The organism is Caballeronia sp. M23-90 (genome assembly GCF_053574605.1).
Genome location: NZ_JBSIPA010000887.1, coordinates 1 through 976 on the forward strand (window position 1 = coordinate 1; position 976 = coordinate 976).

1 protein-coding gene is annotated in these 976 nt (G+C 65.2%); it reads left to right on the top strand.

Annotated features, from left to right (window positions below):
* The coding region (locus ACRXB1_RS36760; protein ID WP_449494867.1) for an Hsp70 family protein at window positions 1-976 on the top strand (976 nt) is incomplete at both ends.

The window sequence follows — 976 nt, forward strand, 5'->3', positions numbered from 1 at the left end:
TGCCATTTTGCCGAACGACGCGCCGCCCGAAGTCACGCGCGTCTCGCCGCTCGAAAGCTCGGTGCGCTATCTGACGCATCTGCGCGAAGCGTGGAACCACGCCCATCCCGATGCGCCGTTCAGCGAGCAGGAAATCACCGTCACGATTCCCGCCTCCTTCGATCCCGCCGCACGCGACCTGACCGCAGAGGCGGCGGAGGCAGCGAATTATGGCCGCATGACCCTGCTTGAAGAACCGCAAGCCGCGCTTTATAGCTGGATCGAGATGAGCCAAGGACAGTGGCGCAAGCAAGTCCGGGTCGGCGACGTAATCCTTGTCGTCGATGTCGGCGGCGGCACCACCGACTTCTCGCTGATCGCGGTGATCGAACGTGAGGGGAATCTCGAGTTGCACCGGATTGCAGTGGGCGAGCACATCCTGCTCGGCGGCGACAACATGGACCTCGCGCTCGCCTACGTGGTCGCGCGCAAGCTCGCGACGCAAGGCACGCAGCCCGACGCATGGCAACTTCGCGCGCTCACTTATGCGTGCCGATCGGCCAAAGAAACGCTGCTCACCGATCCCGCCACGGACACCGTGCCGCTCGTCGTGCCAAGCCGCGGATCGAAGCTGATCGGCGGTTCGATCCGCACGGAACTCACACGCGCGGAACTCACGCAGACCATTCTGGACGGCTTCTTCCCGCAAGCCGACCGCGCCGACCGGCCGGTAAGCCGAGCGCGAGTGGGCCTTACGCAACTCGGTCTGCCGTATGCGCAGGACGCCGCCATTCCGCGCCATCTCGCCGCATTCCTGGGCCGTCAGGTCAACGCGCTCAATGAGATCGAAGGCCTGCAGAACACGCTTGCCGAAGGCGCCAGTTTCCTGCATCCGACTGCCGTGCTGTTCAACGGCGGCGTGTTCAAGTCGGACCTGCTGGCCGGCCGCATTCTCGATACCGTCAACGGATGGCTGGCGGCCGAAGGCGCGCCGCCA